The following is a 16,453-nucleotide window of genomic DNA, read 5'->3' as shown; positions in this document are numbered from 1 at the left end:
ATGATCCCGCTACGGCTGCGTGGCGGTGTGCACGCCGACTTCGCTGACGGTCGAATCCTGCAGACCCCAGGCCGAGAAGCTCTCTTTGTACTCGGGAAGGGTGATCACATGCTTCATCGCCTCGGTGAGCGCCGGGGTCAGATCGCTGCCGCTCTTGGTCGCCAGCGTCACGGTGGTGTCACCGGACTTGTTCACCGGACCGACGATCTTCAGGTCAGGCTGCTGCTGAATGCTGTACGTCATGTTCGGGGTATCCCCGACGACGCCGTCAAGACGCTTCGAGTTCAGCTGAACCAGAGCCTCGGGCATGCTCGGCAGGGTCACGACGTTGATCGCGGGCTTCCCGTTGTCCAGGCACTGCGTCTGATTGACCTTCGGCAGCGTGGTGTTCTGCTGGAATGATCCCTGCTGCACCCCGATCTGTTTGCCGCACATGTCTTCTTCACCATTGAGGTCGGAGCCCGACGACGGCGTTACCAAAACGCTTCCCCAGTGCCCGTAGTCGATCATGTCGAGAACCTTGACGCGATCTGCGCTGGTCGCCATGCTGGCCACGGCGAAGTCGAACCGGCTCGCTTCGAGAGCTGGGATGATGCCGTCGAACTGCACGTTCTCGATGTCGACGTTCATTCCGAGCGTCTTGCCCAAGAGCCGTGCCACGTCGGGGTTCAGCCCGATGATCGTGCTTCCGTCGGTGTCGAAGAACTTCGTCGGCGCAGACCCGACGTTCATCACGACTTTCAGCGTGCCTGCGTCTTTCACGCTGGCCGGCAGCAGATCGACAGCGGGCTGATAGGCCTCGACGCTGTCGAAGGTGTTGAGCCCCTGCTTGATATCGTCGCCGCCGCTGGTCGAAGCGGTGTTGCCGCTGCACGCGGTCAGCGCCACGGTCGAGGCGACAGCCAGCCCCGCCGTGAGCATGCCGCGCAGAAATCTGCGTGTCTTCAGTGTTTGCTTCATGTCGCACCCTTCAGGTCGTGCTGTGAACGTTGATCACGGTAAGAGCGGACCTTTACCTTGAGATTTCGCTTTGTGAACACTTCATTACTGATTCCGCCGTTCGCACGCGTCGAGGCCGCACGGGCCGACCGGGCATGAGCAGACTGAATACATCTATAAGCACGCCTGCTCGCCGGCTTTGCGCTGACGTGGGATTTGGGAGGACGGTGGATACATCCACTGCCTTAGCGGCATTCCACATCGAGCGTTTCCAGGAGCACAGATGTCAGTAACAAAAGCCGATGTCGTCGTCGTCGGTCTCGGCACAGTAGGATCCATGGCGGCTTGGCGCCTCGCAGAGAGAGGTCGACAGGTGATCGGCCTCGAGCAGTTTCCTCTGATGCACCCCTTTGGCGGATTCACCGGCGAGTCGCGACTGTTTCGCACCGCCTACCATGAGGGCAGCATGTATGTACCCCTGCTGCTGCGCGCCCGGGAGCTCTGGGTCGAGCTCGAGCAGCTGTCGCACCGAGACCTGCTGCTGAAGGTCGGAACCCTTTCGGTCGGGCAGCAGGGTGCCGCCTCGATCAGCAACGTCATCGAGAGTGTGAGACGACACGACCTGCCGCATACGACGTTCGACGCCGAGCACCTCCGAGCGGCCTACCCGCAGATGCGCGTGCATGACGACGAGATAGGAGTGCTGGACTACCTGGGCGGCGGCCTGCGCCCAGAGGCGGCTGTGTTCAGCGCACTCGAGCAGGCCCGGTCTCTCGGCGCTCAACTGTGCGGCAACACTCCCGTTCGCTCGATAGAGGAGCGCGGCGACGGCGTGCTCGTGCAGACCGATGACGACACGTATCTGGCCGAGCAGGTCATCGTCGCGGGTGGTGCCTGGGGGCAGAAGCTCGACCCTCGGCTGACCGATCTGGTCAAGATCTATCCGCTCATCCTGACCTGGTTCATGCCGCAGCGCATCCAGGACTTCGCCCCCGGCGCCTTTCCCACGTTCATTCGCGACCGCGACGGTGTGCATTTCTTCGGTGCACCTGCGCTCGAGGGCTACAGCGTCAAAGTCAGCCCGGACCGCAGCCTGCCTCCTGTCGAGTCGGTCACGAGCATGCCTCGCACCCTCGATTCCGCGGTGTTGGAGAAACTGGGCCGTGAGGCGGCTGCGTTCTTTCCGTCGCTGCACCCGGAACCGGTCCATTACAGCGTGCACCCCGACGCGTTCACCGAGACGAAAGTGCCCATCATCGATCGATCCGGCTCAGGTCGTGTGGTCACGTTCGCCGGTCTCAGCGGGCACGGCTTCAAGTTCGCCCCGGTTTACGGCGAGCTGGCCGCCCAACTCACCGAGGACGACGCCCCGGCGCTCTACGACGAACGGTTCAGCGTCGCCGGGCACTGAGAACTTCGGATGCGACCGCAGCGAGTCGTTGTGCGATCTGCGTCGTGCCCGTGCTGGATGAGTCATATCTGATCGCGATCGGGCTGACGGCTTCCGGGCCCGCCATGCGAACGTACGCGATGTCGGGGCTGCGCAGTCTGGCCATGCTCTCTGGCACGATTCCCACACCGACTCGGCAGGCCACCAGTCCGAGAAGCTCGCCTTCGTCTTCATAGTGCCTGACGAACGGCTGATGCCGCCCGCTCTTCGAGAGCGCACGGATGATGGTGTCGTAGGCGACCGGTGCGACCTCGCGCGGGAAGAGCAGCAGCCGGTCGTTGGCGACATCGGACACATGGACCGCACTGGCCGTCGCCATCGGATGATCAGCGTGACAGGCCAGAAGCAGTCGCTCCGAGCCGACCGGGATGAGACCTGGCCCGGCGGTCTCCCACACGCGCTGAAAGCCGATGTCCAGCTCCCCGTGGGCAAACGCCCGTGACTGCCGCGACTCGCCCATGCGCCTGATCAGCGGCAGTATTCCATCGACCTGGCTGAGCACCTGGGGCAGAAAGCCGAGCAGCAGCGTCATGGCCACCCCGATGCGCACCGGGATGAGCCGCTCGGACGGGTCAGTGGCCGTGGTCATCGCCTGCACGGTCTCCTGCAGGTTCGACTCGGTCTGCAGCAGCCGTCGCACGGCCACAAGAACGGTCTCGCCAGCCGGAGTGAGGATGACCATCCTGGACGAACGCCGCAGCAGGGCGAAGCCGACCTTGGTCTCAAGTCGCGTGATGGTCTGACTGAGCGCAGACTGCGAGACGCCGAGCGATGCGGCGGCCTTCGTGAAGCTCAGACTCTCAGCGAGCACTGAGAAGGCATGTGCCTCTCGAATCTCGATGTGCATGACTGACTACTCTACCGGCCGTGTGAGTCGCGGCACAGTGGCAGCCCGATCGCCGTTCGCAGGGTCAGTTCACTCCTCGACCACCGGGATCCACGGGTGAATCAGGTGCTCGGGCAGCAGAGCGGCCTCAAGCTGCTCATCGCTCATGAGTCCTTCTTCTCGCACGATGTCGGGGATGCTGCGCTTCTGTTCCAGCGCTTCCTGCGCAACGCGCGTGGCCGTCTGGTAGCCGAGCACAGGCGACAGAGCGGTGACGATCGACACCGAGTTCCACACCTGCTCGCGAAGATGCTCGGTGTTGGCCGTGATGCCGACGATGCAGCGATCGGTCAGTGTGCGCAGAGCGCGTTCGAGATGACGAATCTCTTCGAAGAGCGAGTGCGCGATGATCGGCTCGAAGGCATTCAGCTGCAGCTGCCCGCCTTCGGCTGCGAGCGAGATGGTCACGTCGTGGCCGATGATCTCGTACGCGACCTGGTTGACCACCTCGGGAATCACCGGGTTCACTTTGCCGGGCATGATCGACGAACCAGCCTGCACCGGAGGCAGGTTGATCTCGCCCAGGCCCGAACGCGGGCCGCTCGACAGCAGCCGCAGATCGTTGCAGACCTTCGAGATCTTGACCGCGATGCGTTTGAGCACGCCTGAGAGCTGCACGAAACCGCCGACGTCCTGTGTCGCCTCGACGAGGTTGCCGGCGCCCAAGAGACCGAGCCCGGTCAGTCGGTTCAGCTCGACGATCATCGCCGACGCGTACTCCGGTGGAGTGTTGATGCCGGTGCCGATGGCAGTGCCGCCGATGTTCAGCTCTTTGAGCAGCGCACGTGCGGCCGCCAGCACCTTGATGTCAGCGCGGATCATCTCTGCATAGGTGCCGAACTCCTGGCCGAGCGTCATCGGCACGGCATCCTGCAGCTGGGTGCGACCGAGCTTGAGCACATGCGCGAACTCGCTCTCTTTGACCGCGAAGGCATCGGCTGTATAGGCCAACGCCTCGCTGAGCTCGTCGAGCATCAGCAGCAGGGCGATCTTGATGGCGCTGGGGTAGACGTCGTTGGTCGACTGGCAGCAGTTGACGTCATTGTGCGGGTCGATCAGATCGTAGCGTCCCTTTGCGGCACCGATCTCTTCGAGGGCGGCATTGGCCACGACCTCATTGGCATTCATGTTGGTCGACGTGCCAGCGCCGCCCTGGATCATGCCGACGGCGAACTCATCGTGCAGCGCTCCCGAGCGGATGCGCTCACAGGCGTCGACGATCGCTTTCGAGGTGTCGGGTTTGATGAGCCCCAGACGGGCGTTCACCGAGGCCGCAGCCTCTTTCAGCACGGCCAGAGCATTGACGAATTCCGGATAGTTGCCGACTGATTTGTGCGTGATCGGAAAGTTGTGGAGCGCACGTTCCGTGTTGATGCCGTAATAGTGCGAATTGTCGATGTCCAGCGAGCCCAGCAGATCGGTCTCCTGGCGTATGTCCGCAGTGGGCGGGGTGACGGTCTGGGCATCCATGATCTTGCTCATGCGCGGTGTTTTCTCCTTGTGGGAACTGAAGCGGTCGCATGACCTGCGCAGCCGGCCCTCGTCTGCCTGCTGCATGTCGAACAGTCTAGAAGAGCGGCTGTGTCGTCTGTATTAACAGAGACCGGCCGACACGTCAGCCGACGAGACCACGGCGGAGTTCGGTGAGAGACGGCCTTGAGCGGTCAGCGCTGCGAGTCACCCGTCTTGCCCTCAGAGGTGCCGTCTCCGGTGCCCTCACCGGTGTCCTCCCCTGCGGCTGCGTCTGCGGCCTGCTCTTCCTGAATGCGATCGTTGAGCTTCTTGACCCGCTCAGTCTGTGCCTCGATGCGAGCGGCCTCCTGGCGAATCGCTTCGTCGATCTCGCGTTGCCGCCGCTCGCGCTCGATCTCCTGCTTCTCGCTCTGATCGGGTTTCACCGTCAGCGCCAGAGTCGCGAACACGACAAGCACCACGATGAACGCGACGCCGAACGCGGTCGCAGTGAGAGTGACCGAACGGGTTCCGATCATGACGACCACCGCGGCGAAGATGCTGAAGACTCCCGCGAGGCTCACGATCTCGTACGGCTTCGCGCGAGCCTGCATCGGCGGGCGCTTCTGCTCCTGTGCTCTGCGGTTTGCGTCTTCGGGTTCTTTTCTCGACGCGGATTCGTGCTGCTCAGTCATGCGTTGCGCTGCTCCGTTTCAGATTCTTCGCCGTCGACAGCAGCCCTGCGGCCGACGCTGCGCAGTCCGACGCCGGCCAGAATGAGCTGCACGCCGACCAGGGCAGCGTAGAAGCCCAGCAGACCGGCCGCCCAAGTGGTGCCTGCCCCGCCGAAGAACTCCGCAACTGCGAAGAGCACCGTGAGCGCTCCGGCGATGATGTGGTCGGCCCGCATGTCCGACCCGGCCGACAGACGCAGCCCGAGAAAGAGCTCGACCAGCCCGGCCACGATCGCCCAGACGGCAATCAGCGTCGAGATCGGCTGGTCGGTCATTCCCTGCCAGAACGTGCTCAGCACGCCGGCCAGCACCGTGACGCCTGCGAGCACGCCGACGTAGAAACGAGACATCGTCTCGGTGAGGCCTGCGGCGGCGAAACCGACCAGCGAGATGCCGACGCCGACGGCCCAGATCGCGAAGAGCACTGCGGTGAACTGATCGGTGTGGTTCAGGCTCAGAGTGATGATCACGCCCACGGCAGCGCTGACGACGCCGCGAGCGAGCACCCACCACCAGGCTTTGGGCGTCACAGTCGTGATGAGCGCTCGTTCGCTCACAGAGATCTCATTCATATCGACTTGAGTCTAGTCGAGCTGCCTTTCGACCAGCGCCATCGTCTCACCTGCCGCGAGCGAGCCGACGCACGTTCCTGCGACGACCGACCATGGCGGTGAAGAGCCCGGCCAGCGTGACTCCTGCCGCGGCAGCAGCAGCGGCACGCCAAGCCGCCAGGTCAGATCCGGTCTGCGCAAGCTGCTGCGGCTGGTCGCCTGCCGTGCCAGACGAGCTCGGCACACCCTGCTGGTCTTCCGCACCCGCTGATGGCACGGGATTCTGCTGCACGGCAGGTGCCGTCGGGCCAGCCGGAGACGACTCCGGGTTCGCAGGGTCGGAGTCTGTTGGCGTCGTGGGAGACACGGGCGATGCCTCTCCGGGCAGCGGGTGACCTTGCGGCAGCGTGACGTAGGCGGTGCCGTTCGAGCCCTTCAGCCAGACCCGTTCGAAGTTCGCACGGGGATAGATTCGCCGTACATCCGCGTTGGTCGGCGAGTACGGATCGTTCACGATGACATCGCCCGCAGCGGTGAATCCGACGATGACGAGCAGGTGTCCGTTCGTCGAGTACCCTGCCTGGGGCAATTCGGCCTGCGTGAACGCCACCGATGCGACGAGAGGAATGCCTGCGGCGATGTACGTCTCGGCTTCGGCCAGGTTCGGCATCCTGGTCACGAAGCTCTTCAGACCGAATGACGCGGAGTATGCCGTATTGAAGGGCCAGTTCCCCGCCCCTTCGTATGCGAAGTCATAGGTGTGCATCGCCGCCCAGTCGACCTGCGGGTCGCCGTTCGGCGCTGTGACGCCCTGCAGATCTGCCGACGTCGGCCCCTTCTTCCAGTACCCGAGCACCATGCTCGACGAGGTCGGTGAGCACCAGGCTTCGCCGCCGTTGTCGAACTCCGGGTACTCTCCGCGATGGATCTCCTGTGACAGCTGCGGCACGTCGAGCACGGTGTCTTCTGTCATGCTCGACGTGCTGGTCGTCGTAGTTCCCGTGGCAGGACGAGAGGCGACGACGCTGACCAGTGAGACCGACACATCGGCGAGCGCCCCGACCGGCCGCAGCAGGGTCACCCGCGCCTGGTCGCTCACGATCGGTCTGCCGTCGGCGGCTGAGAACGTGTCGGTGTAGACGTCTCCATCGGCGTTCGACTGCCCGTCGACCGAGGTGCGGTGGATGTCGCCGGCGGCGAAGTCCATGCCGCTGGCCCAACGCCCCATCACGAACCAGTCGGTCCATGTTCCGTCGGCATGCCGGCCGCGCATCTCGCTCTGCACCCAGGTGCCGGTCGGAGTCGTCGCGTTCCACGAGACGATGGCGTCTGAGGCCTCGAAGCCGATGTCGTGCACAGGTGACGTCCATGTGCCGGTCTCATACTCGACAGCGGCACGATGATCTGCGAAGGGGTCGGCATACGACGTACGCCCCTCGGGCATCGACGTCAGACTCAGCGTCTCGTCTCGGTCGATTTCGACTCCCGTCCTCTCTCCGAGGCTGAAGTCTGCTGCCGAGTCCCAGGCCTGAAAGTCGGCCGTCCTCGGTTGGGCCTCACTCTGCGGCAGCTCAGCGGCTGTCGCGGTGGGCACCCCGATCATGAGCACGGCCCCGATCGCGGTCAGGGCGGAAAGCGCCGCACGAAGCGTCTGTCTGTTCACGAATCTCTTCCTTCCACGCATGCTGTGGGATGACGGCCGTCTTGCCTCGGCTCAGGACCTAGCGGTGCAGCCTCACGTCATCCCGTTTAATGAAGGCGAGTCTGTGCCCGAGATACACCAAGAGGTATTGGGTGCGCCCCACGATGTCGACATGATCGCCGGGGGTGTCAGGATCGAAGGTCTGCGCGCGGTAGTAGTCGGTCGCCGGTCGGTCGTCGACGACCACATAGCGCTGCCCTCGCCCGAGCCGGTAGACGAGAGGCGGGGCCTCGACCACATCCGCCGCATTCGTGAAGGCCGAGGCCTCTGGGTAGGCGGCACCGAAGACCGCCGTGTCGTCATGCCGGATCTCAGCGACCGTCGGCCGCGACACGACCCGCACGACGGGCCGCTGGGCCGAGTTGCGCAGCCAGCCGAGAGCACCGAGGTACCAGACGGCGATCCAGTCGTCGCGTACGTCGGCGACGACGTAGTCCGTGCCCGCCGAGGCACGAGCGCCGACATCGGCGACGTCGGTGGTGGGGGTGTCATTCGGATGCTGTCCGACGTCGACGAGCAGCGGGGCGTTGTCGTCGGGCGCGGTGCGCAGCGGCACGAAGTTGCACGAGGTCGGCGAACCGTCGAGGGTGCCCTGCGCAGAGCTGCCGGTGATCACCTGCAGGTTCTCCGCGAATCCGGGCAGGATCCGAACGGTGCTGCCCGGGCGCAGACGACGTCCTGCCGGCGTCGTCCCTCGGTCGAGAGGCCTGCCCAACAGGCTGAAGTAGCGTTCCCAGTCCCAGAACGGTCCAGGATCCCAGTGCATGCCACGAATGCCCTCAGTCTTGAGAGCGGGCACCTGGTCATGTCCGAGGATGTGGCCGCGATCGACCGGGATGCGGTACTTCTCGCACAGATACGCGACCAGACGAGCCGACCTGCGGTACATGGCGTCGGTGTACCACTCGGTGCCGCTGATCGCGTACCCCTCGTGCTCGACGCCGACGGCGTGCGTGTTGACGTACCAGTTGCCAGCGTGCCAGCCGATGTCTTTGGTGCGCAGGTGCTGGGCGATCTTTCCGTCTGAGGAGCGAACGGTGTAGTTCCACGCCAAGTAGTTCGGATCCTGTACGAGGTTCATCGCCTGATCGTATGAGCACTCGGTGTCGTGGATGACGACCATGTCGAGCGAGGGGCTGCGCGGCCGGTCGCCGAGGTCATGGTTGCCGTAGTCTCCGGCGCCGGCGCCCGTCTGTAGATATGGCGCCTCGACCCACTCCACGCCGAGGTCGCGCGGCGCGTCGACGGGCGATGCCGACGGCACTGCGTGATGCCACCGGTCGCGGCGTCGGCGCAGCGCCCTGTCGCTCCCGGTTCGGTCGACTGACCGACCCGGCTGGCGCACGACGTCACGGCCGACCTTCAGCGTCGTGCCCTGCTCCAGACGCTCGCGAAGACCGTCAGCGAATGAAGCCTGAGCGTCAAGAGACGGGCGGCCGCTCACCAGCGTCGCCGCCGCGATCCAATCGGCAGGGTCGGTGTCCTGCCCCAGGCTTCCGCCGGACTGTCGCTGAGCGTCGGCGAGCAGCGCTGCAGCAGCCTGGAGGTTGGCAGCCGGATCGCTCACGACCTCTTGTGCAGGTCGGCCGGAGAGCCGAACGGCTTCACCCAGCTGGTCGACAGGTGCCGGCGCGCTGCCGCCGTGCGCTGCGTCTCTTGCCTGACGCGCAGAGGATCCGTCGACCAGGGTCGTCGGAAGGCCCGAATGGGAGTTCGAGCCATCGTGGTTGAGCACGCAGAAGGCGGCGATGACGGATATCGGCACCTGATGGTCTGCGGCCGCCGCTTCGAGGCCGGCGGAGACCTCTGCGGCGACGGCGGCCGGTGGCCGCGAGGCGTTCAGTGTGCTCACGGCAGCAGCCGAACTCAGAGCAAGAAGAAAGTGACGTCGAGAGATGGGCATGTGGGACTCTTTCACGAAGGCGCGACACTACGCACATGTGACTGAGCTGACAGTGACCTTTGGGCAGGCTGTCAGCCCTGGGGGACAAGAGTCACTCTAGGAGCGTGGACCGTGGAGGCACCGCGCATTCACCACTTCGCAACAATCGTTTACCTTGCTGCAATATTGCACATTTGTCGGATATTATCCGACAAAAAACATGAAGTGCAGCAAATGCACCGCCCGTTTAGACCGGCTCTTCGACGTCGCTGTACGCCATGTTCGCGAAACGCGACAGATGCCCCTGGAACGCCACTCGCAGGTTCGCCGTCGGGCCGTTACGATGCTTGGCCACGATCATCTCGGCCTCTCCCAGGCCCGAGACCGCTCCGGGTTCGTAGCTCGACTCGCGGTGCAGCAGAATCACCATGTCGGCATCCTGCTCAATCGAGCCTGACTCGCGCAGATCGCTCAGAGCAGGCCGTTTGTCCTGTCGCTGCTCTGGGCCACGGTTCAGCTGCGACAGGGCGACGACCGGCACGTTCAGCTCTTTCGACAGCAGCTTGAGTGCGCGCGAGAACTCACTGACCTCTTGCTGACGCGATTCGACCTTCTTACCGCTGGTCATCAGCTGCAAGTAGTCGATGACGACGAGCTTCAAGCCGATCTGCTGCTTCAGACGACGGCACTTCGCACGAATCTCGACCAACGTCAGGTTGGGCGAATCGTCCAGATAGAGCGGCGCGTCGTTGATGCGCCCATGCGTCGAAGCGATCGTGGTCCAGTCTTGACCGTCGAGCATGCCCTTGCGCAGCTTCTGCAGCTCGACCCCCGCCTCGGCCGAGAGCAGTCGCATCGCGATCTCGGTCTGCCCCATCTCGAGCGAGAAGAACGCCGTGGGCATATTGTGCGCGATGGCCGCAGAGCGGGCGAAGTCGAGCGCCAGAGTCGACTTTCCGAGACCGGGTCGAGCAGCCACGATGATCAGCTGGCCGGAATGCAGGCCGTTGGTCAGCTTGTCGAGATCGACGAAGCCCGTGGGCACGCCGGTCATCGAGCCGTCACGTCCCTTGGCCGATTCGATCTCGGCGATGGCCTTCTCGACCGCCGCCGACAGCGGGCTCACGTCTTCGGACTGATCTTTGCCGCCGACCCCGTAGATCTCGGCCTGCGCTTCATTGACCAGATCGGTGACTTCGCCCTCGGCGTTGTAGCCGAGCTGTGCGACGTGCGTTCCCACTTCGACCAGGCGGCGCAGCAGCGACTTCTCTTGGACGATGCGCGCATAGTAACCGGCGTTTGCGGCCGTCGGCACGATGGCGGTCAGCGTGTGCAGATACTCGATGCCCCCGGCGCGCGAGATCTGTCCGGTCTTGGTCAGCTCGTCGGTCACGGCGATGACGTCGGTCGGCTCGCCCTTCGAGTACAGGTCGAAGATCGCGTTGAAGATGATCTCGTGCTTCGGCTGATAGAAGTCGGTGGCTTTGACCTCTTCGAGAGCGGTTGCTACGGCGTCTTTGTTCAGCAGCATGCCGCCGAGCACCGACTGCTCGCTCAGATCGTCATGCGGCGGAGTGCGGTCGACTCCGGAGAGCGTGCCTGCGAACCCTTCGCCGCGAGACCCACCACGGCGGTCGTCTTTCCAGTCGCCTTTCGAGCGAGACCCACCAGAGGCGTCGCCCGTGATGTTTGCGATGCTCATCATGAGTGGCCTCCTCCGCCGTGCGATCCGTCGCCGTCAGCATGACAGCACCCTGCGACATCGCTCCTCGTGCGGAGCGCCGCACGGTCACACCGTGGTCAGTCGAGGTGGCTGCCCGCACCTCGTCGAGAGACAGCCCGCACCACTCTATGCACCTCAGGCCGAATTGTGCACCCCTCGGGCTGCAGGTTATCCCCATCCACGAAATCTTTCTGTGGATAACCTGGTGAGAACTCTCCCCAACTTGAGCATAACCATGTGAATAACTCGCCCTTTTGTGCACACCCTTCCACAAGTGCGCCGAACTCCCCCGGAATTCCGGGGATTCTCTTGTGGATAACTTTGCACCACAAGTTCACCTGAAGCTCATGTTGAAGGTTTTCCAGCATTTGACAACACCCCGACCAGCGCACTACGGCCTCATTCCACAACGTTTATCCCCAGGTTATCCACAGGCGGATCTCCGTGATTCCGGGCGACGTGCATCGTGAGGCGCAGATCTGCCGCGCCGGGAGTCGAGCGCTGACGAGCCCCAACGACACGCCCGCCCTCAGGTAACGTGATGACATGACTGTCACTCGACGCGGCGAAGTTCGGCGCCATGAGATTCTTCGGCATGCCATCGAGACAATCGCCGAGCGCGGCATCGAGAACACGCGGTTCCAGGACGTGGCCGCGTCGGCGAATGTGTCAATCGGCACAGTGCAGCACTACTTCGGCTCTCGCGACGATCTCATCGACGCAGCGCTCTCGGCGCACACTCTCGCCACGATCAGCGAGATCTGGTCGAACATTCCCGATGCGGGCGACCCCTGGCAGGGGCTGGTGTCGCTGCTGCACGGGTACCGCGTCTCTGGTGACATTCGTCAGCGCGCACGAATCTGGATCTCACTGTCGAACTCCGCGATGAACAACCCCAGACATCGCACGCTGCTCGAGTCGCTCTACTTCGAGTGGGGGCGCCCGTTCATGACGGTCATCCGACGCGGAACAGAACAGGGAGTCTTTCACCCGCTGATGCCGGTTGAGACCTGCGTCGACATTCTGCTGCGGCTGACAGACGGCTACGCCATGGCCGAGGCGACCAGCCTCACCGGCGGGCCCGCCTTGAGCAGCACGCTCGCCGACCACACCGTTCCCGGGGTCGACGACCGCACAGAAGCGATCTTCGTGGGGCTTGCCGCGGCGTTGGTCGGCAGAAATGCAGCGTGAGGGCCGGCGCCTTCAGGCAGTCCGACCCTCACGTGCAGACAGCGCTCTCGCCGCGCCCCGGCGACGTTACTCGATGATGCGGTTCAGCGGCCGACGCAGCAGCAGAAGCAGGCCGCCCAGAACGATGCCCGCGGCGGCGACGATGGTGAAGTACGTGCCGTTCGGAATCGCGGTGAAGAGCTGGCCCAGCAGTCCCGAGAGCGACGAGCCGAGTGCCAGTGAGAGAAAGTTGAGCCCGACCATCTGCGCCTCGAATGACTTCGGACCGATCTTCGTCGCCAGAGCCAGACCGATCGGCCCGACGAACACCTCTGACGAGCCGGCAAGGCACATGAACAAGAGGATCAGCAGCAGCGGAATCGTCGCGTCGCCGGTGACACTCGAGATGAGCAGCAGATAGGCGTACGCGCAGCCGATCTGCATCAGGCCGATGGCGTACTTCGTCGCCGGCTTCGGCTGCCGTTTGCCCAGCCGCTGCCACAGACGCGCGATCAGCGGGGTGATCAGAACAGCGGAGAGCGGGCTCACCATGGTGATCCAGGCGACCGGGAACGTCCACGACCCGATGTGCAGATCGATGCGTTCGGTCACCAGGATCGAGATCGCGGTGAACTTCTGGAACAGCAGACCGAAGTAGATGCCTGAGAGCAGGAAGAGCGGCAGGAACGCCGCCACCCGGCGCTTCTCGAACGCTGTCACCTTCCGAGACGTCAGCATCACCGCGAAGTACGCGCCAGCGGCGATCAGGGCGATGATCGTCACGATGCTTGAGAGATTCTCAGCATGCAGCAGGCCGGTGAACCAGGCGATTGCGATGACGACGATCGCCGCGGCGATCCATGCGAGGGGAACGAACCGGCGATCGCGCGGCAGCGGATTGTCGACCTGGCCGGCCCGTTCCGGCAGCCGTTTCATGGAGGGAATGTACTGGACAAGGGCAGCGACCATGCCGATCGCGGCCAGACCGAAGCCGTAGTGAAAGCCCAGCTGATTCTGCGCGAGCCCGGTGAGCAGCGGGCCGACCACGGCGCCCACGTTGATCGCCATGTAGAAGTACGAGAAGCCGGCATCCCGACGACTGGTCTCCTCCCCTTCGAGCATGTAGCCGACGATCGTGGTGATATTGGTTTTGAGAGCACCTGTGCCGACGATGATCAGCACCAGCCCCACACCGAGGCCGGTCAGCCCTGGCAACGCTGCCAGAGCGATGTGCCCTGCGGTGATGACGATGCCGCCGATCAGCACCATGCGCTTCGGAGAGATCAGTCGATCGCCGGCCCAGGCGCCGAGCAGCTGCGCGAGGTATACCGAGCCTCCATAGGCGCCGACGATTCCCGCGGCCGCGGCGGGTGCGATCTCAAGACCGCCCTTGTCCAACGAGTAGAGCAGGTAGAACGAGAGGATCCCTTGGAGCCCGTAGAACGAGAATCGCTCCCAGAGCTCGGTGAAGGCCATCTGCCAGATGCCCTTGGGAATGTGTTCTCGGCGCGAGCCGTGAGGCGCGTCTCCCGGCGGCGTCTGGACGTATGGTGCTGTTGTCATCGTGCGTTCTCCTCGACATTCGGTGCTCGGAGAGGTGGGGGAACCGAGCGGATGGTGCGGGCCCGGACGGCGCCCGCATGCCGCGACTCCGCAACAGGAGCGCGGCGAGCTTGAGATGGGACGTGACGCCCGTCAGTACGTCGGGGGCGACATGCCCCAGACCACACGCGCCGGCTGGATGCCGGTGCTCTCGACGACTCGATGCGGCTGGCTGCTGCGATAGTGCACCGAGTCGAGCGCTGCGAGGTGGTGCTTCTCGTCTTCGATGAAGACGTCCACCTCGCCTTCGACGACCAGCAGAATCTCTTCTGAGTCTCCGTGCGTGTACATTTCGGGCCCGGTCGAACCGCCGGGATCGAAGCTTCCCAACAGCAGCTCCAGGTGGTCGAAGCCTCGAGGGTTCAGCCTGATCTTCGAAGCACCCTCGCCATAGTGAATGCCCTGGGCGTCTGCGTGGCGCAGCACGGTTGACGACTGGTCGCTCTCAGAAGGGGCGAAGATGCTTCCCACTTCGAGTCGGAGCACTGCACAGATGCGCTGCAGCGTCGCCACACTCGCGTTCGACTTGCCGCGTTCGATCTGTGAGAGATGCCCCTCGGTGATTCCAGCCTGAGATGCCACGTCGCTGAGGCGCAGGTGAAGCGCCTGTCTGCGTCGACGGATGCGCATGCCGGCGATGAGCGTGGGATCCTGCTGGTCTGTCATGAGCAGTAGTCAATCCCAGATTCTGCTGAGGCTCAAGAGAATATATTTTTGGTAATACATTTTTTACAATTGACGAACCTTGTGTTTATAAGGGAAAGACCTTCTTTTGAGGGAGCACACTCCAACATCGTTTGCCAAATTCTCATACGACGGTATTATGCATATCACCTGCTGCTGCCTGGTTTCTCCCCCCTTCCGGGCAGCAGCAGGCCTTCACCTTCCAGTCAGCTTCTGACAAGGGGAACTCTCACGGAGTCGACCACCGGGGCTGCTCCACCAGCCGAAAGCGAAACGATCATGAAGAACGGACACATCTCCTTCTGGATGGATCGAGATCTCGACGGTCTGCAGACGAAGCGTCCGCGCCTCGAAGCCGACCTCGAAACCGACGTCTGCATCGTCGGCGCAGGATTCACCGGCCTGTGGACCGCGTATCTGCTGCAGAGACACGACCCTGCGCTGCGCATTCACATCCTCGAGAGCGACTTCGTCGGCCACGGAGCATCCGGCCGCAACGACGGATGGGTCTCGGCGCTGCTCAGCGCGAATCGCCGCAAACTCGCAGCAGCATCCGGCCGAGACGCCGTCATCGAGTTTCAGCGCACGATGATCGAAGCCGTCGACGAGATCATCGACATTCTCAGCGAAGAGAACATCTACGCTCATCAGGTCAAGGGCGGGCATCTGCGCGTGGCGCGCACTCCTGCCGCCCTTGCCCGCCAGGAGGCCTCTCAGCGAAGCGCGCTCGACTGGGGATACCGCCCCGAGCACATCACCATGCTCAGCCGACAGGAGGCCGACGAACGCATCCGCGTCGACGGCACCGTGGGCGGCATGTTCAACACGACGACCGCACGCATCGATCCGTCGCTGCTCGTCACCGGTCTGGCTCGGCTCGTCGAACACCGAGGCGCAGTCATTCACGAGAACACTCGTGTCGCCGCCGTGGCTGCACACACCGCGCGCACAGCGCAGGGCCAACGAGTGCGCGCACCGTACGTGCTGGTCTGCACTGAGGCATACACCGGCCAGATCGACGGCATGCCGAAACGCCGAATCGCCCCTGTGAACTCATCGATCGTGATCACCGAGCCGCTCACCGATTCACAGTGGTCGACGATCGGCTGGAACGATGACGAATGCTTCGGCGACTCGGCTCATGTCTTCACCTATGCGCAGCGCACGGCCGACGGCCGCATCGCCATCGGCGGCCGCGGCAAGCCATACCGTTACGGTTCACGGACGGATCACGCCGGCGAGGTCGATGACAAGACCGTGCAGCTGCTGCACAGTCGCCTGACCGAGTACTTTCCCGATGCGGGAGAGATACCGCTTGCACACGCGTGGTGCGGCGTGATCGGCGTCACGCGTGACTGGTGCGCATTCGTCGATCTCGACCAGCAGACCGGCATCGGCACGGCTGGAGGATACGCCGGTCACGGTGTGACCACGGCGTTCGTCGCAGCCAACACCTTGGCCGATCGCATCTGCGGGGTCGACTCCCGATACAGCAGGCTGCCCTGGTTCGGACACCGCCCGCCCCTGTGGGAGCCCGAGCCCGCCAGATGGATCGGCATCACCAGCATGTACGGCCTCTTCGGCGTAGCAGACACCCAAGAGGAGCGGGCGAACGCCGAGCGCACGGCACCTATCGCACGCTTCGCTGCGAAGATCACGGGAATGGACTGATCGTTCC

At 63.8% G+C, this 16,453-nt stretch carries 13 protein-coding genes; 3 read left to right on the top strand and 10 right to left on the bottom strand.

Annotated elements, in window-relative coordinates; genetic code table 11:
• Window positions 1-9: 9 nt before the first annotated feature.
• Window positions 10-960: a transporter substrate-binding domain-containing protein gene (locus tag F8O08_RS00255; RefSeq protein WP_158042265.1), complete on the bottom strand. Its 951-nt coding sequence runs from the start codon at window positions 958-960 to the stop codon at window positions 10-12.
• A 262-nt stretch (window positions 961-1,222) separates the two neighbouring features.
• Here F8O08_RS00255 and solA point away from each other — a divergent pair, with 262 nt between their 5' ends.
• On the top strand, window positions 1,223-2,350 hold the full coding sequence (gene solA, locus F8O08_RS00250; RefSeq protein ID WP_158042264.1) for an N-methyl-L-tryptophan oxidase: 1,128 nt from the start codon (window positions 1,223-1,225) through the stop codon (window positions 2,348-2,350).
• Here solA and F8O08_RS00245 read toward each other — a convergent pair.
• From F8O08_RS00245 to dnaB, 7 genes are all read right to left on the bottom strand, one after another.
• Window positions 2,331-3,236 (bottom strand): LysR family transcriptional regulator, encoded by a 906-nt coding sequence (locus tag F8O08_RS00245; protein WP_158038640.1) that lies wholly within the window; start codon window positions 3,234-3,236, stop codon window positions 2,331-2,333. The two genes, solA and F8O08_RS00245, sit on opposite strands and share 20 nt — an antisense overlap.
• Before the next feature lie 69 nt (window positions 3,237-3,305).
• Window positions 3,306-4,757: an aspartate ammonia-lyase gene (locus tag F8O08_RS00240; protein ID WP_158042263.1), complete on the bottom strand. Its 1,452-nt coding sequence runs from the start codon at window positions 4,755-4,757 to the stop codon at window positions 3,306-3,308.
• Window positions 4,758-4,939: 182 nt separating this feature from the next.
• On the bottom strand, window positions 4,940-5,422 hold the full coding sequence (locus F8O08_RS00235; protein WP_158042262.1) for a hypothetical protein: 483 nt from the start codon (window positions 5,420-5,422) through the stop codon (window positions 4,940-4,942).
• Window positions 5,419-6,033, bottom strand: a complete 615-nt coding sequence (locus tag F8O08_RS00230; RefSeq protein WP_158042261.1) for an HdeD family acid-resistance protein — start codon at window positions 6,031-6,033, stop codon at window positions 5,419-5,421. The genes F8O08_RS00235 and F8O08_RS00230 overlap by 4 nt, the downstream gene beginning before the upstream one ends.
• A gap of 46 nt (window positions 6,034-6,079) precedes the next feature.
• Window positions 6,080-7,675, bottom strand: a complete 1,596-nt coding sequence (locus tag F8O08_RS00225; RefSeq protein ID WP_192497666.1) for a peptidase C39 family protein — start codon at window positions 7,673-7,675, stop codon at window positions 6,080-6,082.
• Window positions 7,676-7,733: 58 nt separating this feature from the next.
• Window positions 7,734-9,566, bottom strand: coding sequence for an N-acetylmuramoyl-L-alanine amidase (locus F8O08_RS00220; protein ID WP_192497665.1), 1,833 nt, complete (start codon window positions 9,564-9,566; stop codon window positions 7,734-7,736).
• 277 nt (window positions 9,567-9,843) lie between these two features.
• Entirely contained in the window at window positions 9,844-11,298 is a 1,455-nt protein-coding gene (gene dnaB / locus F8O08_RS00215; RefSeq protein ID WP_158031742.1) for a replicative DNA helicase, read from the bottom strand.
• A 567-nt stretch (window positions 11,299-11,865) separates the two neighbouring features.
• Here dnaB and F8O08_RS00210 point away from each other — a divergent pair.
• Window positions 11,866-12,510: a TetR/AcrR family transcriptional regulator gene (locus tag F8O08_RS00210; RefSeq protein ID WP_158030528.1), complete on the top strand. Its 645-nt coding sequence runs from the start codon at window positions 11,866-11,868 to the stop codon at window positions 12,508-12,510.
• A 66-nt stretch (window positions 12,511-12,576) separates the two neighbouring features.
• On the opposite strand, the gene F8O08_RS00205 is transcribed toward F8O08_RS00210, so the two are convergent.
• Together F8O08_RS00205 and F8O08_RS00200 are read right to left on the bottom strand one after the other, a co-directional pair.
• Entirely contained in the window at window positions 12,577-14,052 is a 1,476-nt protein-coding gene (locus tag F8O08_RS00205) for a peptide MFS transporter (RefSeq protein WP_158042258.1), read from the bottom strand.
• A gap of 132 nt (window positions 14,053-14,184) precedes the next feature.
• The gene (locus F8O08_RS00200) at window positions 14,185-14,757 is read right to left on the bottom strand and encodes a cupin domain-containing protein (protein WP_158042257.1); all 573 of its coding nucleotides are present in this window, start codon (window positions 14,755-14,757) and stop codon (window positions 14,185-14,187) included.
• A gap of 297 nt (window positions 14,758-15,054) precedes the next feature.
• On the opposite strand from F8O08_RS00200, the gene F8O08_RS00195 reads away from it, so the two are divergent.
• The gene (locus F8O08_RS00195) at window positions 15,055-16,446 is read left to right on the top strand and encodes an NAD(P)/FAD-dependent oxidoreductase (RefSeq protein WP_158042256.1); all 1,392 of its coding nucleotides are present in this window, start codon (window positions 15,055-15,057) and stop codon (window positions 16,444-16,446) included.
• Window positions 16,447-16,453: the final 7 nt, after the last annotated feature.

Origin of the sequence: Pseudoclavibacter sp. CFCC 13611, assembly GCF_008831225.1 — a bacterium.
Classification (GTDB): domain Bacteria; phylum Actinomycetota; class Actinomycetes; order Actinomycetales; family Microbacteriaceae; genus Pseudoclavibacter_A.
This window is presented reverse-complemented; position numbering and strand designations above follow the sequence as displayed.

What these genes read in the sequence shown, in the direction of transcription:
- F8O08_RS00255 (WP_158042265.1), bottom strand. Translation starts at nt 960, where the DNA reads ATGAAGCAAACACTGAAGACACGCAGATTTCTGCGCGGCATGCTCACG.
- solA (WP_158042264.1), top strand. Translation starts at nt 1,223, where the DNA reads ATGTCAGTAACAAAAGCCGATGTCGTCGTCGTCGGTCTCGGCACAGTA.
- F8O08_RS00245 (WP_158038640.1), bottom strand. Translation starts at nt 3,236, where the DNA reads ATGCACATCGAGATTCGAGAGGCACATGCCTTCTCAGTGCTCGCTGAG.
- F8O08_RS00240 (WP_158042263.1), bottom strand. Translation starts at nt 4,757, where the DNA reads ATGAGCAAGATCATGGATGCCCAGACCGTCACCCCGCCCACTGCGGAC.
- F8O08_RS00235 (WP_158042262.1), bottom strand. Translation starts at nt 5,422, where the DNA reads ATGACTGAGCAGCACGAATCCGCGTCGAGAAAAGAACCCGAAGACGCA.
- F8O08_RS00230 (WP_158042261.1), bottom strand. Translation starts at nt 6,033, where the DNA reads ATGAATGAGATCTCTGTGAGCGAACGAGCGCTCATCACGACTGTGACG.
- dnaB (WP_158031742.1), bottom strand. Translation starts at nt 11,298, where the DNA reads ATGAGCATCGCAAACATCACGGGCGACGCCTCTGGTGGGTCTCGCTCG.
- F8O08_RS00210 (WP_158030528.1), top strand. Translation starts at nt 11,866, where the DNA reads ATGACTGTCACTCGACGCGGCGAAGTTCGGCGCCATGAGATTCTTCGG.
- F8O08_RS00205 (WP_158042258.1), bottom strand. Translation starts at nt 14,052, where the DNA reads ATGACAACAGCACCATACGTCCAGACGCCGCCGGGAGACGCGCCTCAC.
- F8O08_RS00200 (WP_158042257.1), bottom strand. Translation starts at nt 14,757, where the DNA reads ATGACAGACCAGCAGGATCCCACGCTCATCGCCGGCATGCGCATCCGT.
- F8O08_RS00195 (WP_158042256.1), top strand. Translation starts at nt 15,055, where the DNA reads ATGAAGAACGGACACATCTCCTTCTGGATGGATCGAGATCTCGACGGT.